Raw genomic sequence first — 19,309 nt, 5'->3', positions numbered from 1 at the left:
TCACCCCGCCCACTACACCTGAACAGTCGCTCAGGTGTATGGCTAGGGTGGGCGGGTGTGTCGCTCCCGCCTGCTCCCGGCCGTCGTCCTGTGCTCGGTCCTGCTCGCGCCGCTCGCGGGGTGCGGCGCGGCGGCGCCACCCGCGCCGCCGGGCGCGGACCCGGCGGCCGGACCGGCTGCCGTGCAGAACTGCGGGGTCGACGTGCCGGTCCAGCGGCCCGACCGCGTGGTGGCGATGTTCCACAACGCGGTCGAGGCCGTCCTCGCGCTCGGCGCGGGGGACCGGCTCGTCGGCGCCGCGTACCTGGACAACCGGTTGCTCCCGGACCTGGCGAAGGACTTCCACCCGGAGCGCAAGCAGCCGGTCTACTGGCCTGAGGAGTACCCCTCGCGCGAGGAGGTGCTGCGGATCGCGCCGCAGCTCGTCGTCGCCGGGTTCACCGGGGCGTTCAGCCGCGAAGGGCTCGGCACTCGCGCCGAGCTGCGCTCCGCGGGCATGCAGACCTACCTGTTCAGCCAGTACTGCCCGACCTCCGACGGCGCCGACCAGAGCAGCCTCGCCGCCAACGACGTCTCGTTCGACTCCGTCGAGCGTGACCTCACCGACCTCGGCCGGCTGCTCGGCACCGAGGACCGGGCCGCGGAGCTGACCGGCCGGATGCGCGCCACCCTCGACGACGTCCGCACCCGCCTCGGCGACGTCACCGCCCGGCCGCGGGTCGCGATGGTCAACGCTCCGAGCGGCTCCGGTGAGCTGCGGGTGTTCGGCACCGGCGACGTCGCCACGACGATCATCGACGCGGCCGGCGGGCAGCAGGCGTTCCCGCAGCTCGACGGCCGGCAGCGCAAGATCTCGGTCGAGGGTCTGGTCGCCGCCCGACCGGACGTGATCGTCGTGCCCGCCTGCTGCGGCGCCGACAAGGGCCCCGAGGCCGCCGACCCGCTGGTGGCGAAGCTCAAGGCCACCCCGGCGCTCGCCCAGGTCCCCGCCGTCCGGAACGGGAAGATCTTCACCACGACGTTCGCCGCGGTCAGCCCGGGCATCCGCAACGCCGACGCCGTCGCCACGCTGGCCCGGCGGCTGCACCCGGACCGGTTCGCGACCGGGTGACCGCGACCGGCATTGACCGGCCACTCCTCCGGCCCTAGGTTAGGGTGACCTAAGTCCGAGGGGGGATCGGCGATGGAGCTGGACGGGATCGGCGTGATGCGGCTGGCCTTCGGGGGCATGGCCGCGCAGACACTCGGGGCGGCGGTGCGGATCGGGCTGCCCGCGGCACTCGGCGAGGGGGAGGCCACGGTCGCGGACCTGAGCGGCAAGATCGGGTTGCCCGAGGCGCAGCTGCGCCGGCTGCTCCGCGCGACCGCCGCACTCGGGCTGACCGCGGAGATCGCGCCGGACCTGTTCGCCGGCAGGCCGGTGCTGGCCCGGCTGGCGCCGGGGGACCCGTCGGCGCTGGGGGACTTCGTCCGCGCCTTCACCGACCCGACGATGGTGCAGGCCTGGTTCCGGCTCGAGGACAGCCTCGCCGACGGCGCGCCCGCGTTCGACACGGTCTTCGGCGCCCCGTTCTTCGACCACCTCGCGGAGCAGCCGGAGCTGTCGGCGAGCTTCAACGCCGCGATGCGGGCCGGGACCGCGCCGATCGCCGGTCAGGTCGCCGAGACGGTCGACCTCGGTGCGTTCGGCACCGTCGTCGACGTCGGGGGAGGGGACGGCACACTGCTCGCCGCGCTGCTCGCCGCGAACCCGGACCTGCGCGGCACGGTGCTCGACACCGCGCCCGGCTCGGCCGAGGCCGCCGCGACGTTCGAACGGGCCGGGGTGAGCGGCCGCGCCGGCGTCGAGGTGGGGGACTTCTTCACCGCGGTGCCCGGCGCCGACGCGTACCTGATGAAGAGCATCGTCCACGACTGGGACGACGAGGTGTGCCGCGGCCTGCTGCGCCGCTGCCGCGAGGGGCTCTCCGGCCCCGACGGGCGGGTGTTCGTCGTCGAGCCGGTGCTGCCCGACACCGTCGGTGACGACGCCTCGGCCGGGATCTACCTGTCGGACCTGAACATGCTGGTCAACGTGGGTGGCAAGGAGCGCACGCGGGCCGAGTTCGACGCCCTGTTCGACGCGGCCGGGCTGCGCACGGTGCAGGTGCACCGGCTGCCCGCCGGGTTCGCGGTACTGGAGGCGGCGCCGGCCTGAGGGGGGCGGGCGGCGTCTCCGCCACGGCGGATCCGGTCGGCGCCCCGGCGGGTACCCCCGCCGGAACGTCGCTCGGATCCGCCCGGCGCCGTTGCCGAGCGGATGCCGTGGACCGTAGCCCCTCACCGTTCGGTCAGTACAGGGGCAGTGCCGTCCTGCCCGGCCGCGTCGCGTGTCGCCCGGTGTGTCGCGCGTCCCGGGGCGGGCGATGCGCCTGGTCAGGCCGGGGGGACCGGCAGCGACGGCTGCCCGGGGCGCAGGCCGTCGAGCAACAGGGTGAGGTACCGGTGTCCCGCGGCCGCGCAGGCTGCCTGTGCCGCACCGGATCCCGGGCCGGCCACGTCGTTGCCCTCGCCCGCGACGGCCAGTGCCATCACCAGGACCGCGGACAGGTCCCGCACCGTCAGCTCCGGACGCACCACACCCGCGTCGCGGGCCCGGTCGAGCAGCCGGTCCAGCGCCCGGGTGTAGCGCTGCACGGACTCGACGTCGTAGGCGCAGGCCTCCCGGGCGAGACGCAGGATCGTCCGCCGCCGGGCGATCGCGTCGACCGCGCGGGTCAACGACCCGGTGAGGTCGTCCCACGGGGCACCGGTGCCGTCGGCGATCGTCGGCTCGATCTCCTCGACGAACACCTCCTCCAGCACCGCGCGCACCAGCTGGTCACGGGTGCGGAAGCGCCGGTACAGCGTCGCGACGCCGACCCCGGCGCGCCGCGCGATCTCCTCCAGGGCGACGTCCGGGCCGTCGGTCCCGAACGCCGCAGCGGCGGCCTCGACGATGCGCCGGTGGTTGCGCGCGGCGTCGGCGCGCAGCGGCCGATCGGCGCCGGTCGTCGTCCCCATCCGGTCACGGTAGCGGCCCGGGTCGCGTCGGGGCGCGACGACCACGCCGATCGGGCGGCCGCCGCACCGGCGCCGTCTCACCAGGTCACGGGCAGGCTGTGCATCCCGTAGACGAAGTGGAACGCCCGGAACGCCGACGGCGGCACGTCTCCGGCCGGCGCCAGCCCGGGGAAGCGGCGCAGCAGCGCCGGGAACGCCGTCGTCAGCTCCATCCGGGCCAGCGGCGCCCCGAGGCAGTGGTGCACGCCGTGCCCGAACGCGACGTGTCCGGCCGCGTTGCGGTGCAGGTCGAGCCGCTCGGGGTCCTCGGTCCCGGTCCGCGGGTCGCGGTCGGCGGCGGGCAGCGAGCAGGCCACCGGCGAGCCCGCCGGGATCGGCGTGCCGCGGATCTCGGTGTCCACCGTCGCCACCCGGACCACTCCGGTGTGGACGATGGTCAGGAAGCGGAGGAGCTCCTCGACCGCCGGGCGGGCGAGCTCCGGGTCGGCCCGCAGCGCGTCGGCCTGCTCGGGGTTCTCCATCAGGGCGAGGGCGCCGAGCGAGAGCATGTTCGACGTCGTCTCGTGCCCGGCGATCAGCAGCAGGCCCGCGATCCCGGTGAGCTCGTCGTGGCTGAGCTCGTCGCCGTGCTCGCGCACCAGCATGCCGAGGATGTCGTCGCCGGGGTCGGCCTCTGCGCCCTCGACGAGCCGTGACATGTACGCGCGGCTCTCCCGGTTGAGCGCGATGCGCTCGCGCGGCGGGATCTGCAGGTCGAGCATCCTCGACGATCGCGCCTGGAACTCGGCCCGGTCGGCGTAGGGCACGCCGAGCAGCTCGCAGATCACCAGCGACGGGACCGGCAACGCGAACTCCTGCACCAGGTCCGCGCCCCGGCCTGCGCGTTCGAGGCCGTCGAGGTGATCCTCGACGATCTCCACGATCCGCGGCTGCAGCCGCGACATCCGGCGCTGGGTGAACTCGCGGGTCAGCATCCGGCGCAGCCGGGTGTGGTCCGGCGGGTCCTGCGCGAGCAGCTGCCCGGCGCGGTTGCGCTCGCGCTCGGCGTCGGACAGCTCGGCCTGGTCGGCCCGCTTCTGCTGCAACGCGACGCCCTCGGCGTTGGAGAACGTCGCGGCGTCGCCGAGCACCGTGCGGACGTCCTCGTGCCGGGTGACCAGGTACGCCTCGGTCCCGAACGCCATCGGCACGACGGGGATCTCCCCGGACTCGCGGAACGCGGCCAGGTCGGAGGTCGGGGTGAACCGGTCGCGGCGCATGTGCAGCGGGAGCGTGGTCACGCCGGTGGTGGCGCCGCCGTAGCCGGGGGCGGTGTCCTCGTAGCCGGGGGCGGTGTCCTGCGGGCCGGGACGGGCCGGGGCGTCGGTCATCGGGCTCCTTCGACGGTGGTGGTGCGCGTCGGTTCCGACGTTACCGCACGAAACGATAGAGTGCTGTCGTTTCTGTTCCCTGGCGACACGGACGGGGACGCCGGAGCGGTGCGCCGGGCGGGAGGGCAGGATGCGACAGTGCGCGATCCCGGTGTCCCCGAGCTGTCCGACCGGCCCGACCTGCCCGGCATGCGGGTCCTGCCCACCGCGGACCTCGGCCCGGACGGGCTCACCGCGCTGCGCGCCCTGCTCGACACCGCCTTCGACGTCTACGACGACACCTCCTTCGACCACGCCCTCGGCGGCGTCCACGTCCTCGCGGGACCGGTGACCGCGCCCGTCGGGCATGCGGCGGTGGTGCTGCGCCGCGTCCTGCACCGGGGTACCGCGCTGCGCTGCGGCTACGTCGAGTCGGTCGCGGTCTGCCCGTCGCACCGCGGGCGCGGGCTCGGCGGCGCGCTGATGAGCGTGATCGGCCGGCTCGTGCGGGGCGGCTACGAGGTCGGCGCCCTGGGGGCCGACGAGCGGGCGGCGTCGCTCTACCGCCGGCACGGCTGGTGTCCCTGGCGGGGGCCGCTGCGGGCGCTCACCCCGGACGGCGTCGTCGACACCCCGAAGGAGTCCGGCGCCGTGCACGTCCTCGACGCCGGGATGCGGCTCGACGCCCGGCACGCGCTGACCTGCGACTGGCGCGACGGCGAGCTGTGGTGAGGGGCGGCGTCCGCAGGGCCCGGTGACCGTGTCCGGCCACTGACCGGGCGATGCGCTCCGGAGCGTCGACGGGGGTTCACCCGGGCGTCGGCTCCCGGCACCGTGGCCGCCATCCGCGGGGACTGGGGTTTCGGTGTGCAACTGGCCGTCCTCGATCTCGCGGGCACCACGATGGCTGACGACGGCCTGGTCCTCGCCGCGCTGCGCGCCGGGCTGCGCGCGGCCCGCGTCCGGGTCGACGGGCCCGGCTATCCCGCGCTGGACCGGCAGGCCCGCGCCACCATGGACCGCTCGACGATCACCGTGTTCGGCGAGCTGCTCGACGGCGACATGTTCCGCGCCCGCCGCGCGCACGACGCCTTCTGCGACCACCTCGTGGCGGCGGCCGGGGCCGGGCGGGTCCGGCCGGTCACCGGGGCACCCGAGGCGCTGGACTCGCTGCGTGACGCGGGGCTGTCGGTCGTCCTGACCTGTGGTTTCGCCCCCGAGGTGCGGGACGTGCTGGTGGAGGCGCTGGGTTTCTCCTCGCGGGTCGACGTGCTGCTCTCACCCGCCGACGTCGACGGCCGCGGACTGCCGGACCCCGACCTGCTGCACGCGGCCGTCCGCTCCACCGGGGTCGACCCGGAGCAGGCCGCGCTCGCCGGGGACGCCACCGCCGACATCGACGGCGCCGTGCGGGCCGGGGTGGGACTGACGGTCGGGGTGCGCGGGGGAGCGCACACCGAGCAGCGGCTGCGCGCCGCCGGCGCCGACACGGTGATCGACTCCGTCGCCGACCTGCCTGCGCTGCTGGGCCTGCCCAGCTGACGCACGCGGCCGGGGTCAGACGACCGGGGTGAGCTCCCGCAGCGCCGCGGAGCCGCGTACCGCCGCCGTCAGGTCGGCCAGTGCCCGCCCGTGCGACGCCGCCAGCTCGGCGGACTCGGGCGTGAGCGTGCTCCGGTCGGCGTAGCCGGAGTGGTCCAGGTACAGCCCGGGGGAGAGGACCTGCACGGCGAAGAACCCTGCGAGCACCGAGCGCAGGTCGTCGACGGCGAGGAAGTGGTGCCCGCTCGCCCCGGTCAGCACGACCGCCGCGGCCTTGCCCTGCAACGGCGCGGTCTGCTCGCCCCACTTCCCGCGCTCGGTCGCCTCCAGCAGCGCCTTGAGCGAGGCCGTGTACGTCGCGCGGTACACGGGGCTGCCGAACACGACCCCGTCGGCGTCGGCGAAGGCGGCGGTGACCTCGGCGATCGGGGTCTGCGACAGCTCGAGCAGTGCGGTATCGGCGCCCTCGGCCTCGGCGCCGGTCAGGATCCCGGCGACGGCGGTGGCGGTGCGTCCGCCCGGTTCGGGCCCGCCGACGACACCGATGATCCGCTGTGCGCTGCTCACGACTCACCTCGCGGGGTCAGGTGGTAGCCGCCGCGGTAGAACAGCAGCGGCATCCGCTCCGGGTCGGTGCCCAGCGACAGCACCTTCCCGGCGACGATCGTGTGGTCGCCGCCGTCGTACTCGTCCCAGAGCTCGCACTCGATCCAGGCTCCGACACCGGACAGCACCGGCGACCCCTTCGGCGCGGGTGCCCAGTCGACACCGGCGAACTTGTCGACGCCGGAGCGGGCGAACCCGTCGCTGTGGTGCTCGTGGTCGGCGGCCAGCACGTTCACGCAGAACGTGCCGACGGTGCGGATCCGCGGCCACGACGACGACGAACGCGACGGCGCGAAGCTCACCAGCGGCGGGTCCAGCGACAGCGAGCTGAACGACTGACAGGTGAAGCCGATGGGGCCGTCCTCGCCCGTGGCGGTGACGACGACGACCCCGGACGCGAAAGCGCCGAGGGTCTCCCGCATCGACGACGGGGTGACCGGGTGCGGGGCGTCGGTCTCCGGGGTGGTCTCCGGAGTGGCGGTCTCCGGGATGCCGCCGGAGGCGGAGCTGCTGCGGACGGAGCTGCCGGACATGCCCCGACCCTAGGCATGCGACGCGGGCCCGGCCACCGGCCGGGCCCGCGATGCGTCCCATGTCTCGCCCGTCCCGCAGGCCGGGCACTCCTGCTGTGTGCTGTCCGGTCAGGCGGGGTGCGGGACCGGGCGGCGTTGGAGTGTCAGCTGGCGTAGGCGCGCAGCTTGTCGGCCCGCTCGCCGACCCGCAGCTTGCTCATGACCTCGCGCTCGATCTGGCGCACCCGCTCCCGGGACAGCCCGAACGCGCGGCCGATCTGGTCCAGGGTGCGGGGCTGGCCGTCGTCGAGGCCGAAGCGCATCCGGATGACCTTCTGCTCGCGGTCCTCCAGGGTGGCGAGCACCCGGCGCAGGTCGTCGTGCAGCAGGTGCGAGATCACCGTGTTCTCGGCGTCCGCGGCCTCGGCGTCCTCGATGAAGTCACCGAGGGGAGCCTCCTCCTCCGCACCGACCGGCATGTCCAGGCTCACCGGGTCCCGCGCGTGGTCCAGCAGGTCGGAGATCTTGTGCTCCGGAATGCCGGACTCGGCGGCCAGCTCGGCGTCGCTGGGCTCGCGGCCCTCGCGCTGGTGCAGGTCGCGCTTGATGCGGGCCAGCTTGTTCACCTGCTCGACCAGGTGCACGGGGAGCCGGATCGTGCGGGCCTGGTCGGCCATCCCGCGGGTGATCGCCTGCCGGATCCACCACGTCGCGTACGTGGAGAACTTGAAGCCCTTGCTGTAGTCGAACTTCTCCACCGCGCGGATCAGGCCCAGGTTGCCCTCCTGGATCAGGTCCAGCAGCGGCATGCCACGCCCGGTGTAGCGCTTGGCCAGCGACACGACCAGGCGCAGGTTGGCCTCCAGCAGGTGGTTCTTCGCCCGCTCCCCGTCCCGGACGACGGCGCGCAGGTCCCGCCGGTACTGCATGTCCAGCTGCTCCAGCGAGCCGTCCTCGGCAGCGGTGTCGAGCCGGTGCTGCGCGAACACGCCCGCCTCGACGCGCTTGGCCAGGTCGACCTCGTCGGCCGCGGTCAGCAGCGCGGTCTTCCCGATGCCGTTGAGGTAGACGCGGACGAGGTCCGCCGCAGGGCTCTGGGCGTCGAGATCGCCGGCCACGGCGGCCGCCGCTCCCGGTACGGTGGTGGTCAGCGACTCGTCGGTGCCGCGGGTGGCGCGGCTGCTCGTCCGTGTGGCGCCCGCGCGGCCGGTCTTCTTCGCGGGTGCCGAGGGTGCCTCGGATCCGAGGCGGGGTCCGGGAACGGCCGGGGTCGTGGCCGTGGCCGGAGCGGTCGTGGTCGCCGTCATGTGAGTCCTCCCCTGCTCGGGCGGGACGGGCCGGACCGCCGATCAGGCTGCCCGTCTCATCGCCCTACGCCCTCACCAACGCACGCTCCGCGCAGATCGTTCCCGCAACACGGCCCCGGCCGCGGAAAATCGCGGCCGGGGCCGGTGACGTCTCTCACATCACGTTGCGGGAACCATTCGGGTGCAGGCATGCACACCCGGCGTCGCGCCCGGGTCACCGGGCGTGCACGCGGGGAGCGGGTCAGGGCGCGGGCACGCGCGGGGTGTCCCGCGGGTCCTCCACGGCCCGGACGCTCGAGCGCCGGCGCTGGGCCTTGCCCGGGGCCGGCTTCCGCGCCGGCTTCCCCGGCACCGAGTGCGAGTACACGGTCTCCATCAGCACCGGCCAGTCGTGGCGCAACGCGTCACGGCCCATGAACAGGCCGAGGTGACCGGCCGACGCCGTCCGGTAGGTGATGTCCGACGCGGGCGTCGACACCTTGTCGCCCGTGGCGAACAGCTGCGGCGCGGGCGTGATGTGGTCCGAGGAGCCTGCCAGCATCAGCAGCGGGCAGTCGATCGCGGCGAGGTCGACCTTCTCCCCGTCGATCGTGAGCGTGCCGTCGATCAGCCGGTTCTTCCAGAACAGGTTCTCCACCAGCCACAGGTAGAACGCGCCCGGGATGTCCTGGGTGTACTTGAACCAGTCCTCGAACACCCGGTAGCGCTCGACGTGCGTGGCATCGTCGATGTTCTCCAGCAGCTGCAGCTGCCGGGAGATCTCCGACTGCGGCTGGATCGAGATGAAGTTCGACAGCACCGCCGAGCCGGGCATGTTGCCGCCGCCCGCGGCGACCAGTGCCTTGTACGGGGCCATGCCCATCGTCCCGGCCATCAGCTTCGTCGACGCCGAGATGATCGACTCACCGGCGTGGAAGTCGATCGGCGCGCCGGCCAGGGTCAGCGTGTTGACCCGGTCCGGGTGCAGCGCCGCGTAGATCGCGGCCAGCCAGCCGCCCTGGCAGTCGCCGACCAGGTTGGCCTTCCCGCCGGCCCGGCGGATCGACCGGTCGATCACCTCCAGGTAGTCGGTGATCGTGACGTCCTTGGTCGACGTCGTCGCCGGGCGCCAGTCCAGCGCGTAGACCCTGGTCAGCCCGGCCGCGCGGATCATCGCCAGCTGGCTCTGCTGCGGCGAGTAGTCCACGACGGTCGAGGAGTGCCCGGCCTGCGGCGGCAGGACGATCGTGGCCACGACGTCGTCGTCGCGGTGCTCGGGCGCGGTGAAGTCACGCAGCACCGCGAACGGCGTGGACAGCACGGCCTCGTTGGGCAGGTGCCAGGCCGGCTCGCGGCGGTCGGCCATCGTCGACAGCCACAGCACCGTGCGGCGCGCGGCGTCACCGGGCTTCGCCAGGCGCTGGACGGCGTCGACCCAGTACGCGCCGGTGGCGCGCCCGACCTCGGTCACGACCTTCGCGATGTTGGTCGCGTTGTAGGTCAGCAGGTAGCGGAGCGGGTCCGGGGACGAGGCCGCCGGGGTGGCGGCTCCGGTGGTGGGCTCGGCGTCGGGAACGACGCGGGGGCGACGGTCCCTGGTGGGGGCATGGGTGGAGCGGGTCGCCGTGCTCATGGGCCTCTCCCATCGACTCTGATGTCCGGGGGCCGTGCCCGGTTACCGAACGGTAAGTGCGTACGGGATCCCAAGCAAGCGCGAACCTACTCCGGAGTAGTGCTTGCTCGGTCAAGCGCAGGTGAGGCGACTCTCAGTCGGGAACTCCCGGTGCGGGGCTGCCTACCGGTGAGTACCCCGTCACGATGTGCGCACGCCCTCCGCATCGCAGCGCCTCGAGAAACACCGCAGGAGTGATTCACCGTGACAGCGCAGTCCACGCCCCGGTCCGACGGCACCGCCGTGACCCCCACCGACGAACGGGCCGAGGTGCTGCGACGACAGGCCGACAGCTTCGTCCGCGACCTGCGCGACCTCGCGAACCCGGAGGGTGTTCTCGCCCGCGTCGACCCGGTCGGCTTCGGCGGCGCCCTCGGTGAGGCGGTGAAGTCGCTGGCCGTGCGCCCGGGCGCGCTGGTCCGCGCCGGGCTCGGGTTCGGCCTCGACTCGGCCAAGGCCGTGACCGCCGCGAGCCGCCGTGCCGTCGGCGGGACCGCGACCGGGCCGGCGTCGCTGCCGGAGAAGGACAAGCGCTACAGCGACCCCGCCTGGGAGGGCAACGCCTGGTACTACCTGGCCCGCCAGGAGCACACGCTGCTCGCGCAGCGGCTCACCGAGCTGTCCCGCGCCGCGAAGGTCTCGCCGACCGCGCGGCGCAAACTGGACTGGCTCGTCGGGCAGTGCATCGAGGCGCTCGCCCCGCCGAACGCGATCGTGACGAATCCGGCCTGGCCGAAGAAGATCGTCGACACCGGCGGGCTGAATGTCGTCCGCGGGGCGCGGAACATGCTGCGCGACACCGTGCAGAACCGCGGGCTGCCGCGGCAGACGACGCCGGGCCAGTTCGTCGTCGGGAAGGACCTGGGGGTCACGCCCGGGCAGGTCGTCTACCGGAACCGGCTGATCGAGCTCATCCAGTACGAGCCGCAGACCGAGAAGGTCCACGAGATCCCGCTGCTGATGAGCCCGCCGTGGATCAACAAGTACTACATCATGGATCTCGCGCCCGGGAAGTCGCTGGTGGAGTGGGCCGTGCAGCACGGCCACACCGTGTTCATGATCAGCTACCGGAACCCGGACTCCTCGCTCGCCGACGTCACCATGAGCGACTACCTGCAGGAGGGCCCGCTCACCGCGCTGCGCGTGGTCCGGGAGATCACCGGCCAGGAGAAGGTCAACGTCGCCGGGCTCTGCCTGGGCGGCGCGCTCGCCTCGGCGACGACGGCGTGGCTGGAGGCGACCGGCGACCAGTGCGTCAACTCGCTGACCCTGATGAACACCCTGCTCGACTACAGCGGGCCGGGGCAGCTGGGCGTGTTCACCGACGAGAGGACGGTGAACCGGCTGGAGCGGTCCATGCGCAAGGACGGCTACCTCCCGGCGTCGAGCATGAAGACGACCTTCGACCTGCTGCGCGCCACCGACCTGGTGTGGAACTACGTCGTCAACGACTGGATGCTCGGCGAGGACCCCAGGCCGTTCGACATGCTGAGCTGGAACGCCGACTCCACCCGGATGCCTGCCGCGATGCAGACCGAGTACCTGCGCACGCTCTACCTGGAGAACCGGTTCGCCGAGGGCAAGCTGGAGCTGGCGGGGGAGCGGCTCGACGTGGCCGACATTCTGCCCGACACCTACGTCGTCACCGCCGAGTCCGACCACATCGCGCCGTGGAAGGGCGTCTACACCGGAGCGTCGAAGATCGGCGGCACGGTGCGCTTCGTGCTGTCGAACTCCGGGCACATCGCCGGGGTGGTGAACCCGCCGTCGCCGAAGTCGCGGTACTGGTTCGGCGAGTCCGACGACCTGCCCGGCTCCGCCGAGGACTGGCGCGACGACGCCACCGAGCAGAAGGCGTCGTGGTGGGAGGACTGGGCACCGTGGATCGCCGCGCACGCCGGCAAGGAGGTCCCGGCGCCGGCCCGCGTCGGCAGCGAGGAGTACCCGCCGCTGGAGCCCGCCCCGGGCCGGTACGTGATCGACTCCTGACTCCACGGCGGGCGTCGTCGATCACCGGCGGCGGACGGAGTACGTGCGTGACGGGGCACGACGGGTGACAATGCCCCCGACGGATCGTGTACGTACGCCGTCCGCGCGCCGGCGCCCGCCGCGCGGACCGCTCCCCGCAGGAGCCTCGGACGAGGCGGGCGCAGCGGGAGGACGCGATGACGAAGTCCACGGTGGAGGATGCCTGGACCGCGCAGGTCAACGCGCTCGGCGGGTTCATCCGCGCCCAGCGCCAGATGGCGAAGCTGTCGCTTCGCGAGATGGCGGCGATGACCAAGGTGTCCAACGCCTATCTGAGCCAGGTCGAGCGGGGGCTGCACCAGCCGTCGCTGAAGGTGCTGCGCTCGATCGCCGACGCGCTGCGCCTGGACACCGACCAGATGCTCAGCCGGGCCGGCTGGTCGGTCCGCGACGAGCACGAGGCCCACGAGGCGGCGCCGGACCCCGAGGACGCCGGTCCGGCGGTGGTGTCGGTCGAGGCGGCGATCGCCGCGGACGCCCGGCTGTCGGGGGAGCAGAAGGCGGCCCTGCTCGGGGTGTACCGGAGCTTCGTCGAACGGGACTGAGCGAGCACCGCTGACCAGGCGTGATTGACATACTTAACGGGCGTGCGTAGTTTAGTGGGCAGGACGACGGGGTTCGCATCTCCCCGGTCCCACCAGACTTACGATCCCGGGAGGGATGTCACGATGACCGCAGCGACCGACCAGTTCGCCGACATCGCCAAGCGTGGCCAGACCCTGGTCACCGAGTCCGTCCGCAGCTGGACCGACACCGTGCAGGGCTTCGCCCAGCAGATCTCCGGCGGCACCCGCCCGCAGCTGCCCGACGCCGGCGCCGCCGTGGACCGCGTCTTCGACTTCTACGAGCAGCTGCTCGGGCAGCAGCGTGAGTTCGCCAAGACCGTCGTCGGCGCCTCGACCTCCGTGTTCGACCAGGTCGCCGAGTCCGCGACCCGCGCTGCGGAGACCGTGGGCGAGCAGGTGAGCGCCGCCGGAACCGCCGAGAACGCCGGCGCCGCCGAGAAGACGGCGTCGTCCCGGAGCACGCGCTCGACGACCAAGTGAGGCCCACCCGGTGAGGCCCGCCGGGTGAGCACGGAGCAGCGCCCCCGTCACGTGATGTGGCGGGGGCGTTCGCGTATCCGCTAGACCTGGGGCGTGAGCACAGCGCCCGGCACCGGACCCCGCGTCGCGATCGCCTGCCAGGGCGGGGGCAGCCACACCGCGTTCACCGCGGGCGTGCTGGCCCGGCTGCTGCGTGACCCCGCGCTCGACGACCGCGAGATCGTCGGGATCTCCGGGACGTCCGGCGGGGCGGCCTGCGCGATCGTCGCCTGGGACCGGCTGCGCCACGGCGACCGCACCGGCGCCGCGGACGCGCTCGAGGCCTTCTGGGACGACAACGCCGCCCGCAGCCCGCTGGAGCGTCTGCAGAACGCGGGGCTGGTCACCGCGGGCACCCTGCAGGGGCTCGGGCTGATCCCGGCGGGGACGCCGTACCTGGTGCCGCGCCCGTTCGACGGCACCCGCCAGTTCCGCGACCTCGTCGAACGCCACGTCGACTTCGGACCCACCGGGGAGATCGCGCCCCGTCCGGACGGGCCGTTGCTGCTGCTCGGCGCGGTGGACGTGCTGACCGGCGCGTTCCGCGCGTTCTCCAGCCGCACCGACGCGATCTCCTCGGAGACGGTGCTCGCGTCGTCGGCCATCCCGGCCGCGTTCCGCGCCGTGCACACCGCGGGCGGCGTCTACTGGGACGGCCTGTTCTCGCAGAACCCGCCGATCCGCGACCTGCTCGACGCGCTGCCGGACGAGCTGTGGGGGGTGCAGGTGGTGCCCGCGGAGATCGACACCGAGCCGCGGACCCCGCTGGAGATCACCGTCCGGCGCGACGGCCTGTCCGGGAACCTGTCGCTGCATCAGGAGCTCGGGTTCGTGGAGACGATCGACCGGCTGCTCGCCGACGGAGCGCTGCGCGACGACGCCGGGTACCGGCAGGTCCGGGTGCGGGTCGTGGAGCTGCCCGGCCCGATCCCGTCGTCACGGCTGTTCGGGTCGGCGTCGGCGATCGACCGGGACGCCGCGTTCCTGGAACGCCTGGAGCTCATGGGGCACGACCAGGCCGGGCGGTTCCTCGCGGTGCTCACCTTCGAGCGGGCGCTGCGCGAGCACGACGCCGGCGCGCTGCGGGCCGCGCTCGCGCCGGGGGCGACGCTGCGGTCGTCGGCGCCGTTCCCGGTGCGCACCGGGGTGCCGCTCGCCGGGCACGCCGACGAGCTGCTCGACGAGGTGACCGTGGACCCGGCGCTGCGCCAGCGCACCGGGGAGGGCGCGGTCTGGGCCGTGCGCGGGCCCGGCGGCGTGCCGGGACGGGCCGACGCCGAGCTCGACGACGCCGGCCGGGTCACCGAGCTGACCCTGGGCCCGCCGCGGTAGCCGGACCGGACCCGGACTCGCACGGGACTCAGAACGGGATCAGCGGCACGATCGCGATCCGCGCGATCAGCACGGCGACGAAGACCAGCAGGAACGACAGGTCCAGCCCGGCCCCGCCGAACGTGACCGGCCGCACCCGGCGGCGCACCGGCGCGAGCACCGGCTCGGTGACCGAGTGCGTGATCCGGCGGGCCGTGTCCAGCGCGGCACCGCCGCGGCCCCGCCCCAGGACGTCGATCCAGTCGACGACGGCCCGGGCGACCAGGACCAGCTGGAACAGCACGAGCAGCAGACCCAGCAGGTTCGCGACCACGGCGGGCTCCTCTTCTCCCGGGTTCTCCCGGGGCACGGGGGTGGTGTCCCGATCGTCCCGTTCCGACCTGAGAGCCCGATGAGAGGGGCCTGGGAATCCGGGCTCCTCCGTGCTCGACCGGCCCTGTGTCGCTGGGCCGGCCCTAAGTCTCGATCAGCACCGTGAACGGGCCGTCGTTCACCGACTCGACGGCCATCATCGCCCCGAACTCGCCGGTCTCCACGGTCGCGCCGCGCTCGCGCAGGGCGGCCACGACCGCGTCGACGACCGGCTCGGCGTCGCCGGGCGGGGCGGCCGCGGACCAGGACGGGCGGCGGCCCTTGCGGGTGTCGCCGTAGAGCGTGAACTGGCTGACGACCAGCAGCGGCGCCCCGGTCTCGGCGCAGGAGCGCTCCGGTCCGCCGTCCTCGCCGCGCAGCAGCCGCAGCTCGTGCAGCTTGCGGGCCATCGCGGTGACCTTCCGTGCGGTCACGTCGGGGCCGACGTCGTCGCGGTGCACCCCGAGCAGCACCAGCAGCCCGGCGCCGATCTCGCCGGAGACGCGCAGCGGGGTCCCGGCGTCGTCCTCGATCGTGACGCTCGCGCGACGGACCCGCGCCACCACCGCCCGCACGTCAGCCCACCGGCCCGGCGGGCGCGGCCGGGCCACGGCGGGCCGCGGACGGGCCGGTGCCCTGCGGCCACCCGTCGACCGGGAGCAGCAGCCCGTGCCGGACGAACTCGCGGACCGCGGGCAGCGTCGCCTCGACCAGGGCGTCGACCGGACGGTCGTGGGCGAAGGACAGCAGCGCCACCAGCTCCGAGAGCGGCAGCTCCCCGCGGCAGCCGGCCAGCAGCGCGGCGGCGGGGCCGTCGACCGGGTGCTCCCAGCCGGGGCCGCCCCAGCGGCGCACGGTGCTCTGCAGCTCGGCCCATCCGCCGTCGGGGTCGACCGAGGACGCGGTCTCCAGCAGCGTCTCCGGCGCGAGGAGCAGGGTGGCGCCGAGCAGGTCGTCGTCGCGCTCGTGGGCGCGCAGCCAGTCGATGCGGTCCAGCCAGCCGGTCATCTCCCGGCCGAGACGTTCGCCGAGCTCACCGGGCAGGTCCTCGACGACCACCCGCGGCTCGGCGTCGGTACGGCGCAGCAGCAGGAACCCGAACCCGACGCCCTCGACGTGCTCGGCGTCCATCCAGTCCAGCCACGCGCCTGCGCGCTCCCGGGCCTCGCGCGACCCGGGGACGAGACCGGCGTCGCGCTGCCAGGTGCCGACGTGCATGGCCGGGTCGACGACCTCGCGCTGCAGGACCCACGCGTCGACGCCGTCGGGGATCCAGGACCGGACGCGGTCCGGCCAGTCCTCGCCGCGCACGTGCAGCCACGACCCGAGCAGCTGCGCGACTCCGCCCTCGGTGAGCAGCCCGGGCAGCTCGCCGAGCAGTGCGGCCAGCGCGGAGTCCCCGGCCTGTCCGGAGTCGCGGTAGACGTAGTCGACCCGCGGCGGGCCGGGCACGAACGGCGGGTTGGACACGATCTGGTCGAACCGCTGCCCCTCGACCGGGGCGAACCACGGCCCCTCGCGCAGGTCGACGTCGACGCCGGAGAGCCCGAACGTCAGCTCCGACAGGGCCAGCGCCCGGGGCAGCACGTCGGTGGCGACGACGTGCGCGGCGTGCCGGGAGGCGTGCAGTGCCTGTACCCCGCAGCCGGTGCCGAGGTCGAGCAGCGACCCGACCGGGCGGCGCACGGTCGCCGCGGCCAGGGTCAGCGACGCCCCGCCGACCCCGGTGACGTGGTCGCGGTCCTGCCGTGCGGCGGGGGAGTCGAGGTCCGACACGATCCACCAGTCCGCCGGGGGCTCGCCGTCGTCGCCGGGACCCTCGCCGTAGGGCCGGACGTCGACCGCGGCCCGGATGCCATCCGGGGTGCGGCGCAGCACCCGGCCGTCCAGCAGCGGGTCGAGGTCGCCGAGCGCCTTGGTCACCGCGGGCTCGGGCTCGGTGCCCTCCAGCAGGAACAACCGGACCAGCGTGCCGAGCTCACCGCCGTCGCGGGTCGCGCGGGCGACCGGCTCCGGCTCGCCGCGGGTCAGCGCGTCGTGCGCGGACCGGCCCAGCAGGTCCTGTACACCGTCCGGGGTGTAGCCGGCGTCGAGCAGGCAGCCGCGGACGCGGGCCGTCGTCGCGGCGTCGAGGCGGGGAGGCTCGGGAGGAGGCACCCGCGCATTGTCGCCGAGGGTCTGCGCCCCGCCGGAACCGCGTGCGATCCTGTGCGCCATGAGCGGCATCTGCATCGCCCAGGAACCCGAGGCCGACGCCCTGCTGGAGCGCGACCCCCTCGCCCTGCTGATCGGGATGCTGCTCGACCAGCAGATCCAGATGGAGACCGCGTTCCGCGGGCCGCTGAAGCTGGCCGAGCGCCTCGGCGGCCTCGACGTCGCCGTGATCGCCGACTACGACCCGGCGGAGTTCGCGACGATCGCCACCACCCCGCCTGCGATCCACCGCTACGGCGGCTCGATGGCCAAGCGGGTGCAGGAGATGTGCCGCGCGATCGTCGACGACTGGGACGGCGACCCGGCCGCGATCTGGACGCGGCCCGGCCCGGGCGGTACCGCGCCCGACGGACGCGAGGTGCTGCGCCGGCTCAAGTCCCTGCCCGGCTACGGCGAGCAGAAGGCGAAGATCTTCGTCGCGATCCTGGGCAAGCAGTACGGCGTCACCCCGGACGGCTGGCGGGAGGCCGCCGGGGACTACGGCAAGCCGGACACCCGGCTCTCGGCGGCCGACGTCGTCGACTCCACGACCCTGCTGGAGGTCCGCGACACCAAGAAGGCGATCAAGGCCGCGGCACGCGAGAAGAAGGCGGCCGCGGGCAGCTGATCCGGGTTCCGGGCTAGCATCGATGCCGTGCACAAGGTTCCGGAGACGCTGAGCGGCGCGCGTGTGATCGACCCGGACCAGCTCTGCGACGCGGTCGCGGTGCTCGGCGACGGCGAGAAGGTCGCCCAGGCGGCGACGCTGCTCGACGTCCTCGGCGAGGTCAACCGGCTCTCCATCCTGCTGGCCCTGCAGCACGCCGGGGACCTGTGCGTCTCCGACCTCGCCGTCGCCGTCGGGATGAGCGACTCCGCCGTCTCGCACGCGCTGCGCCTGCTGCGCGCGCACGGCCTGGTCACCGCGCACCGCCAGGGCCGGCTGGTCCGCTACCGACTCAGCGGGGGGCTGCCCCGCCGCCTGCTGGAGGTGGTCTCCGAGGTCGCCGTCGCGCCCGGACCGCTGCACGCCCATGGCCACGACGACGTGACCACCGATACACCGGACACACCGGATACCCCCGAGTCGTAGCACGTCAGAAGGGAGACGGTGCGTGACGCCGTCGATCATCGAACAGGTCCGCCCGCCCGTCCCCGCCGACAAGCTCGACGGCGAGATCGACCGCCTGCTGGACGCGACCGAGTCCGTCCACGCCGAGGGCTGGTACCCCGAGGTCGAGGTCGTCCGCCCCTGGTCGACGCACAACCCGCGGATCTCCGGTGAGTTCGCCCGGCCCGAGGCGGTGCGCCGCTACCTGCACCGCGAGCTCGCCGCGCTGGTCGCCGCCGGTGCCACGGTCACCGTCCGCGCCGCGCGCCCCGCGGTGCCCTTCGACGACCCCGCGTTCTTCGCCGCGCTCGACGAGGACCGTTTCGACCTGCGGGTGAAGAAGCTGTTCCTGTTCGGCCCGGAGCGGATGGCGCTCTCGCTGGACCGGCTCTCGCACTACACCGGCACGCCCGCGGAGTCCTTCCAGCGGCACGTGCTGTTCACCAACTACGCGATGCACGTCGAGTCGTTCCTGGAGCGCTTCCCCGACGCCGAGCGCCCCGACCGCGACGGCGTCCAGATGCCCGCGTACCACCACGTCCGCCCGGGCGGCGACGGCGTCTCGCTGGTCAACATCGGTGTCGGCCCGGCCAACGCGAAGACGATCACCGACCACCTGGCCGTCCTGCGGCCGGACACGATGATCATGATCGGGCACTGCGGCGGGCTGCGGAACCGGCAGGAGCTGGGCGACTTCGTGCTGGCCACCGCCTACCAGCGGGCCGACCACGTGCTCGACGAGGTGCTGCCCGCCGACGTCCCGGTGATCCCGAGCCTGCGGCTCAACAGCTACCTGATGGACGCCCTCGACGCCGCCGACGCGACGTACCGGCCCGGCGTCGTGCACACCACCGACAACCGCAACTGGGAGTTCAACCAGTCCGCGACGCTGCAGCGGATGCAGCTCGCCCGGGCCGTCGCGGTGGACATGGAGTCGGCGACGATCGCGGCCAACGGCTTCCGCTACCGGATCCCGAACGCGACGCTGCTGTGCGTGTCGGACAAGCCGCTGCACCACGAGCCGAAGCTGGCAGGCGGGGCACGGGCGTTCTACGAGGCGAGCAAGCGCAAGCACCTCGGGATCGCCCTGGACACCGTGGAGCGGGTCCGCACCGAGCACCCGGACGGCCTGCCCGGCTCCGAGGTCCGCTCCGCCGACGAGCCGCTGCTGGGCAACGGCCCGGACGGCGCCTGAGCCCG

The 19,309-nt window shown here is 73.9% G+C and carries 20 protein-coding genes; 11 read left to right on the top strand and 9 right to left on the bottom strand.

Going from position 1 to position 19,309, the window contains the following annotated elements; genetic code table 11:
- Positions 1-55 precede the first annotated feature (55 nt).
- Together ACLE50_RS06380 and ACLE50_RS06375 are read left to right on the top strand one after the other, a co-directional pair.
- Positions 56-1,111, top strand: a complete 1,056-nt coding sequence (locus ACLE50_RS06380; RefSeq protein WP_410942460.1) for an ABC transporter substrate-binding protein — start codon at positions 56-58, stop codon at positions 1,109-1,111.
- A 72-nt stretch (positions 1,112-1,183) separates the two neighbouring features.
- The gene (locus ACLE50_RS06375; RefSeq protein ID WP_410942459.1) at positions 1,184-2,197 is read left to right on the top strand and encodes a methyltransferase; all 1,014 of its coding nucleotides are present in this window, start codon (positions 1,184-1,186) and stop codon (positions 2,195-2,197) included.
- Positions 2,198-2,415: 218 nt separating this feature from the next.
- Here ACLE50_RS06375 and ACLE50_RS06370 read toward each other — a convergent pair whose 3' ends face one another.
- Together ACLE50_RS06370 and ACLE50_RS06365 are read right to left on the bottom strand one after the other, a co-directional pair.
- Positions 2,416-3,042, bottom strand: a complete 627-nt coding sequence (locus ACLE50_RS06370) for a TetR/AcrR family transcriptional regulator (protein WP_410942458.1) — start codon at positions 3,040-3,042, stop codon at positions 2,416-2,418.
- 77 nt (positions 3,043-3,119) lie between these two features.
- Positions 3,120-4,412: a cytochrome P450 gene (locus ACLE50_RS06365; RefSeq protein WP_410942457.1), complete on the bottom strand. Its 1,293-nt coding sequence runs from the start codon at positions 4,410-4,412 to the stop codon at positions 3,120-3,122.
- 138 nt (positions 4,413-4,550) lie between these two features.
- On the opposite strand from ACLE50_RS06365, the gene ACLE50_RS06360 reads away from it, so the two are divergent.
- Both ACLE50_RS06360 and ACLE50_RS06355 read left to right on the top strand, forming a co-directional pair.
- Positions 4,551-5,123, top strand: a complete 573-nt coding sequence (locus ACLE50_RS06360; protein WP_410942456.1) for a GNAT family N-acetyltransferase — start codon at positions 4,551-4,553, stop codon at positions 5,121-5,123.
- A 135-nt stretch (positions 5,124-5,258) separates the two neighbouring features.
- Complete coding sequence (locus ACLE50_RS06355) at positions 5,259-5,933, top strand: HAD family hydrolase (protein WP_410942455.1); 675 nt, start codon at positions 5,259-5,261, stop codon at positions 5,931-5,933.
- Between the two features lie 15 nt (positions 5,934-5,948).
- Here the strand turns inward: ACLE50_RS06355 and ACLE50_RS06350 are convergent, their stop codons facing one another.
- The 4 genes from ACLE50_RS06350 to ACLE50_RS06335 form a co-directional block, all read right to left on the bottom strand.
- Positions 5,949-6,500, bottom strand: a complete 552-nt coding sequence (locus tag ACLE50_RS06350; protein WP_410942454.1) for an NAD(P)H-dependent oxidoreductase — start codon at positions 6,498-6,500, stop codon at positions 5,949-5,951.
- Positions 6,497-7,072, bottom strand: a complete 576-nt coding sequence (locus tag ACLE50_RS06345; protein ID WP_410942453.1) for a flavin reductase family protein — start codon at positions 7,070-7,072, stop codon at positions 6,497-6,499. The genes ACLE50_RS06350 and ACLE50_RS06345 overlap by 4 nt, the downstream gene beginning before the upstream one ends.
- A 143-nt stretch (positions 7,073-7,215) precedes the next feature.
- Positions 7,216-8,358, bottom strand: coding sequence for a sigma-70 family RNA polymerase sigma factor (locus ACLE50_RS06340; protein ID WP_410942452.1), 1,143 nt, complete (start codon positions 8,356-8,358; stop codon positions 7,216-7,218).
- Positions 8,359-8,599: 241 nt separating this feature from the next.
- Positions 8,600-9,970, bottom strand: a complete 1,371-nt coding sequence (locus ACLE50_RS06335) for an alpha/beta fold hydrolase (RefSeq protein ID WP_410942451.1) — start codon at positions 9,968-9,970, stop codon at positions 8,600-8,602.
- Positions 9,971-10,213: 243 nt separating this feature from the next.
- Between ACLE50_RS06335 and ACLE50_RS06330 the strand changes: the two genes are divergently transcribed.
- From ACLE50_RS06330 to ACLE50_RS06315, 4 genes are all read left to right on the top strand, one after another.
- Positions 10,214-11,998 (top strand): PHA/PHB synthase family protein, encoded by a 1,785-nt coding sequence (locus tag ACLE50_RS06330; protein WP_410942450.1) that lies wholly within the window; start codon positions 10,214-10,216, stop codon positions 11,996-11,998.
- Positions 11,999-12,174: 176 nt separating this feature from the next.
- Positions 12,175-12,582, top strand: coding sequence for a helix-turn-helix domain-containing protein (locus tag ACLE50_RS06325; RefSeq protein WP_410942449.1), 408 nt, complete (start codon positions 12,175-12,177; stop codon positions 12,580-12,582).
- A gap of 123 nt (positions 12,583-12,705) precedes the next feature.
- Positions 12,706-13,083, top strand: coding sequence for a hypothetical protein (locus ACLE50_RS06320; RefSeq protein WP_410942448.1), 378 nt, complete (start codon positions 12,706-12,708; stop codon positions 13,081-13,083).
- A gap of 93 nt (positions 13,084-13,176) precedes the next feature.
- Positions 13,177-14,454 (top strand): patatin-like phospholipase family protein, encoded by a 1,278-nt coding sequence (locus ACLE50_RS06315; RefSeq protein WP_410942447.1) that lies wholly within the window; start codon positions 13,177-13,179, stop codon positions 14,452-14,454.
- Positions 14,455-14,482: 28 nt separating this feature from the next.
- Here the strand turns inward: ACLE50_RS06315 and ACLE50_RS06310 are convergent, their stop codons facing one another.
- The 3 genes from ACLE50_RS06310 to ACLE50_RS06300 all read right to left on the bottom strand — a co-directional run bounded on the left by ACLE50_RS06310 (position 14,483) and on the right by ACLE50_RS06300 (position 16,962).
- The gene (locus ACLE50_RS06310) at positions 14,483-14,767 is read right to left on the bottom strand and encodes a YggT family protein (protein WP_410942446.1); all 285 of its coding nucleotides are present in this window, start codon (positions 14,765-14,767) and stop codon (positions 14,483-14,485) included.
- A 142-nt stretch (positions 14,768-14,909) separates the two neighbouring features.
- Positions 14,910-15,380 (bottom strand): D-aminoacyl-tRNA deacylase, encoded by a 471-nt coding sequence (dtd, locus tag ACLE50_RS06305; RefSeq protein WP_410942445.1) that lies wholly within the window; start codon positions 15,378-15,380, stop codon positions 14,910-14,912.
- Position 15,381: 1 nt separating this feature from the next.
- On the bottom strand, positions 15,382-16,962 hold the full coding sequence (locus tag ACLE50_RS06300; protein ID WP_410942444.1) for a DUF7782 domain-containing protein: 1,581 nt from the start codon (positions 16,960-16,962) through the stop codon (positions 15,382-15,384).
- A gap of 58 nt (positions 16,963-17,020) precedes the next feature.
- On the opposite strand from ACLE50_RS06300, the gene ACLE50_RS06295 reads away from it, so the two are divergent.
- The 3 genes from ACLE50_RS06295 to ACLE50_RS06285 are packed head-to-tail and all read left to right on the top strand — an operon-like array spanning position 17,021 to position 19,304.
- The gene (locus ACLE50_RS06295) at positions 17,021-17,626 is read left to right on the top strand and encodes an HhH-GPD-type base excision DNA repair protein (RefSeq protein WP_410942443.1); all 606 of its coding nucleotides are present in this window, start codon (positions 17,021-17,023) and stop codon (positions 17,624-17,626) included.
- A 27-nt stretch (positions 17,627-17,653) separates the two neighbouring features.
- Positions 17,654-18,091, top strand: a complete 438-nt coding sequence (locus ACLE50_RS06290; protein ID WP_410942442.1) for an ArsR/SmtB family transcription factor — start codon at positions 17,654-17,656, stop codon at positions 18,089-18,091.
- A 22-nt stretch (positions 18,092-18,113) separates the two neighbouring features.
- Complete coding sequence (locus ACLE50_RS06285) at positions 18,114-19,304, top strand: AMP nucleosidase (protein WP_410942441.1); 1,191 nt, start codon at positions 18,114-18,116, stop codon at positions 19,302-19,304.
- Positions 19,305-19,309 lie beyond the last annotated feature (5 nt).

Origin of the sequence: Pseudonocardia phyllosphaerae (assembly GCF_046546475.1) — a bacterium.
In the GTDB taxonomy this organism is placed as follows: Bacteria; Actinomycetota; Actinomycetes; order Mycobacteriales; family Pseudonocardiaceae; genus Pseudonocardia; species Pseudonocardia phyllosphaerae.
Note: the sequence above shows the minus strand (reverse complement) of the source record. Positions and strands in the feature narration are given on the sequence as shown.

Excerpts from the sequence above, each read along its gene's own strand:
- ACLE50_RS06375 (WP_410942459.1), top strand. The coding sequence starts at position 1,184 with ATGGAGCTGGACGGGATCGGCGTGATGCGGCTGGCCTTCGGGGGCATG.
- ACLE50_RS06370 (WP_410942458.1), bottom strand. The coding sequence starts at position 3,042 with ATGGGGACGACGACCGGCGCCGATCGGCCGCTGCGCGCCGACGCCGCG.
- ACLE50_RS06365 (WP_410942457.1), bottom strand. The coding sequence starts at position 4,412 with ATGACCGACGCCCCGGCCCGTCCCGGCCCGCAGGACACCGCCCCCGGC.
- ACLE50_RS06345 (WP_410942453.1), bottom strand. The coding sequence starts at position 7,072 with ATGTCCGGCAGCTCCGTCCGCAGCAGCTCCGCCTCCGGCGGCATCCCG.
- ACLE50_RS06340 (WP_410942452.1), bottom strand. The coding sequence starts at position 8,358 with ATGACGGCGACCACGACCGCTCCGGCCACGGCCACGACCCCGGCCGTT.
- ACLE50_RS06335 (WP_410942451.1), bottom strand. The coding sequence starts at position 9,970 with ATGAGCACGGCGACCCGCTCCACCCATGCCCCCACCAGGGACCGTCGC.
- ACLE50_RS06325 (WP_410942449.1), top strand. The coding sequence starts at position 12,175 with ATGACGAAGTCCACGGTGGAGGATGCCTGGACCGCGCAGGTCAACGCG.
- ACLE50_RS06320 (WP_410942448.1), top strand. The coding sequence starts at position 12,706 with ATGACCGCAGCGACCGACCAGTTCGCCGACATCGCCAAGCGTGGCCAG.
- ACLE50_RS06295 (WP_410942443.1), top strand. The coding sequence starts at position 17,021 with ATGAGCGGCATCTGCATCGCCCAGGAACCCGAGGCCGACGCCCTGCTG.